Genomic DNA, 3,246 nt, shown 5'->3' with positions numbered 1-3,246 from the left:
TTCAAAGACCACTTCATCACTGCATTGTATTGAATCAAGTGACGACTTTTATAAGTTTATCATCTATCCTCTTGTTTGTCAACATGTTTTTAAATTTTATTTAGAAACTATTTTCAAACCTGAAGCTTTATCGCTCTGCTATGCATCAGCGACAAGGAATATAATATCATGAATTTACAAGTTCTCTTTATATATTTCCTCCATTTCAAAAAATTATTCCATCATTTCTAATAAATCCTTTAAATACCTTCCAAATGCCTTTGTAGATACACTTGGAACTGTGTTCATTCAGTTATAAAGTTAATGTCCAAAATTACACATTATATTATCTTTTAGTTTAATTATTGTGCTAATATTTGTAAAAATATGTGTCATTCATTTGATATAATCATATTATGTAACTATAATTAGTATCTTATATTGTATAGTACCAAATTATATACTACAGCTTTGAGGTGATTTAATGAATGTACAACTTAAAAAGGGTGTTCTAGAGCTGTGTGTTCTATCTTTAGTTACTAGAAAAGATTACTATGGATATGAATTAGTAAATGAAATATCCAAAAACATTCAAATATCCGACGGAACTATTTATCCTATTCTAAGGCGTTTAACTCAGGACGGGTATTTTGTTACCTATCTTCAGGAATCCCAAGAGGGTCCCCCTAGAAAATATTATAAAATCACGGATATTGGAATTAAAACAAAAGAAATTTTAGAAAAAGAATGGCTTATATTTATTGATAGTGTAAACAACATTATTGGGGAGGATTAAAAAGATGGATAGGTATGAATTTTTTAAAATTTTATCCCAGGGTCTAGAAACTTTTCCTGAGAAAGAACGTAAGGATATCTTATACGATTATGAAGAACATTTTAGGGTTGGTAAATCAAGCGGAAAGTCAGACTCAGAAATAATAATGGAATTGGGTGACCCTTATATGATAGTTGCTCAGTACAAATATAATTATAGTAATAACTACACTGAATCACAAAATACAGATAACTCTAATAGCTCTTACTATAGCTCCACTCCTAACTATAACCAAGATAATGACTATTATTACAATAGAAAGAGTACGCTACCTCAACCACTAAAGATAATTATATTAGTAGCCCTTATATTAACTTGTTTTCCTGTTATAGGATCTATTTGTTCTTTTTTAATTGGTATGTATGGGGCCTCTATTGGTTTAGTTATAGGTGGTATTGGAATGATGATAGGTGGCATCACTGGTAGTATTGCAAGTTCCTTTATTTATATACCTGCTTCCATCCCTTTATCAGCTCTTATATTAATCGGTATAGGCACAGTATGCCTTGGTATATTACTTTTTATAGCATCACTATGGATTACAAAATTTATTTATGGACTGATATTAAAATTAATAAAATGGATAAAAGCCGATATATTAATTTAGGAGGATTCGTATATGTTTAGAAGTAGTAAACTTAAAAGTGTTATTATAATCTTACTTGCAATAGTGTTCCTAACTTATGGAATAGGATATTATATATTATATAAATCTTCAAATGAAACTGAGCTTTCAGATATGTTTAAAGGGTTAAATAACGTAAATATTAATCTTGATAACACCTTCAATCTAGGAAACGCTAAAACTTATGATATAGATGAAACTAAATCACAAGCAATTGATAAAACTGAACTTATTGATATTCATTTAGTCAGTGGAAATATATCTTTAATTCCTTATGATGGCAAAGATATTAAAGCAACCTTAAAGGGTTCCTTCAAAATTGCATCTACCGATTTGCCCCATCTTCAAGTTCAATCTTCAGGAGAAACTGTTACTATAAGCTTTCTAAAGGATAATGGTTCATTAAACTCAATAAGTGTTAGTGATGACTTCAAATTAGATGTATATATCCCTAAGATTTATAATAAAAATCTTTCAGTTAAATCTGTATCAGCTAATATTACTGGTGACAATTTAAATGTGAATAAGGTTACAGCATCCTCTGTTTCTGGTAAGGTAAATCTTTCTAATATATCTTCAACGGACTCTAAGTTTAATTCTGTTTCTGGGAATATAACTATTGATAGTCTAACAAATACCTCAGCTTCTATAAGTTCTATCTCTGGCGATATTAAAGTTGCAGACTTTATGGGTAATTTAGAGGGGAAAACTGTTTCAGGTAACTTAAATGTTTCTTATAAAGATTTTCAAGAAAACACCGTTGAATTTAAGTCCACCTCAGGAAAATTAATTATAAGTCTTCCTAATAGCCCTAGCTTTTATGTAAGTTCTAGCTCTACTTCTGGAGATATGGATATAGCTTTTCCTGTAACAGTTAATAATTCCTCTAAAAAAAATATTACTGGATTTGTAGGAAGCTCTAATACTAAAGGTAAAGTTAACCTATCTACTGTGTCTGGTGATATAAACATCTATAAAAAATAAATTCATAAAAAACTATATAAAAAAAGGTTATAGAAACTTACATTAGTTTCCTATAACCTTCTAACCTTATTTTATGAAATCATATTAAATATTATTAAGAATATAACCCCTGGTATTCCTAACAAGCCTGCTATTAGTGCTGTAACTGCATTAATAGCTATAGTTATACCAAATGGCCCTCCAACAAAATTTATAAGTAACAATAGTATTCCACCTGCAATAGCATTAATCACTAATTTCATTAACATTTTAAGTGGCCATGCAAGTACCTTACCTATTATTAATAAAAACAGCACTGCAATTATAAAATATATAGCTGTATGCACTGTAATACCCCCCTTTCACAAAATCCAACTATTAAAACTTGAATTTATAGTAATATATATTATCCCCTATAACCAATTATGATGCATTTTACAATTAAAAGAAAGTGTCTTTTATAAAACTACCATCTACTTCCACCACTTAGTTCCTCAATCATATAGGATGCGTCCAAAGTTACTCCTTTAGACTTAGCTTGGGATAGAAAGTACACATACTTAGCTTTAGCCTGATCTTCCCTATATATAGCAAAGTCTATAAGCTTATCCTCACTTACTTGTTGAAAGCAAGCTTTAGCTGCTTCCCATTCAACCATAGATTCTTCTAATTGTTTAATTATTTCCTTTTGTTCTTCATTATACTTATTTTGAGAAAGTATAATTTCAATAATTCTTTTTCTATTCATTCTCATACCTCCCATTATATATTTCATTTATGATTATTTACATATATTGGGATATGTATACAAGCTTTTTACATAAAAGGGGCTGTCGCACTAAAT

5 protein-coding genes are annotated in these 3,246 nt (G+C 29.4%); 3 read left to right on the top strand and 2 right to left on the bottom strand.

Annotated elements, in window-relative coordinates; genetic code table 11:
- Window positions 1–463: 463 nt before the first annotated feature.
- Genes B3040_RS02950 through B3040_RS02940 form a run of 3 tightly spaced genes read left to right on the top strand, consistent with a single transcriptional unit; the run spans window position 464 to window position 2,423 of the window.
- Window positions 464–775 carry a PadR family transcriptional regulator gene (locus B3040_RS02950; RefSeq protein ID WP_017417081.1) on the top strand — a complete coding sequence of 104 codons (312 nt, stop codon included), beginning with the start codon at window positions 464–466 and terminating at the stop codon, window positions 773–775.
- 4 nt (window positions 776–779) lie between these two features.
- Complete coding sequence (locus B3040_RS02945) at window positions 780–1,421, top strand: DUF1700 domain-containing protein (protein ID WP_291570024.1); 642 nt, start codon at window positions 780–782, stop codon at window positions 1,419–1,421.
- A 12-nt stretch (window positions 1,422–1,433) separates the two neighbouring features.
- Window positions 1,434–2,423: a DUF4097 family beta strand repeat-containing protein gene (locus tag B3040_RS02940; RefSeq protein WP_291570021.1), complete on the top strand. Its 990-nt coding sequence runs from the start codon at window positions 1,434–1,436 to the stop codon at window positions 2,421–2,423.
- 71 nt (window positions 2,424–2,494) lie between these two features.
- On the opposite strand, the gene B3040_RS02935 is transcribed toward B3040_RS02940, so the two are convergent.
- Both B3040_RS02935 and B3040_RS02930 read right to left on the bottom strand, forming a co-directional pair.
- A complete protein-coding gene (locus B3040_RS02935; protein ID WP_291570020.1) occupies window positions 2,495–2,749 on the bottom strand; it encodes a pro-sigmaK processing inhibitor BofA family protein in 255 nt (84 codons plus the stop codon).
- Between the two features lie 119 nt (window positions 2,750–2,868).
- Window positions 2,869–3,150 (bottom strand): DUF2508 family protein, encoded by a 282-nt coding sequence (locus tag B3040_RS02930; protein WP_291570018.1) that lies wholly within the window; start codon window positions 3,148–3,150, stop codon window positions 2,869–2,871.
- Window positions 3,151–3,246 lie beyond the last annotated feature (96 nt).

Origin of the sequence: Clostridium sp. UBA4548, from assembly GCF_002387895.1 — a bacterium.
Classification (GTDB): domain Bacteria; phylum Bacillota; class Clostridia; order Clostridiales; family Clostridiaceae; genus Clostridium_J.
The sequence above is the reverse complement of the archived record's forward strand: the minus strand, read 5'-3'. Positions and strand labels throughout refer to the sequence as shown.

Excerpts from the sequence above, each read along its gene's own strand:
- B3040_RS02950 (WP_017417081.1), top strand. The coding sequence starts at position 464 with ATGAATGTACAACTTAAAAAGGGTGTTCTAGAGCTGTGTGTTCTATCT.
- B3040_RS02945 (WP_291570024.1), top strand. The coding sequence starts at position 780 with ATGGATAGGTATGAATTTTTTAAAATTTTATCCCAGGGTCTAGAAACT.
- B3040_RS02940 (WP_291570021.1), top strand. The coding sequence starts at position 1,434 with ATGTTTAGAAGTAGTAAACTTAAAAGTGTTATTATAATCTTACTTGCA.
- B3040_RS02930 (WP_291570018.1), bottom strand. The coding sequence starts at position 3,150 with ATGAATAGAAAAAGAATTATTGAAATTATACTTTCTCAAAATAAGTAT.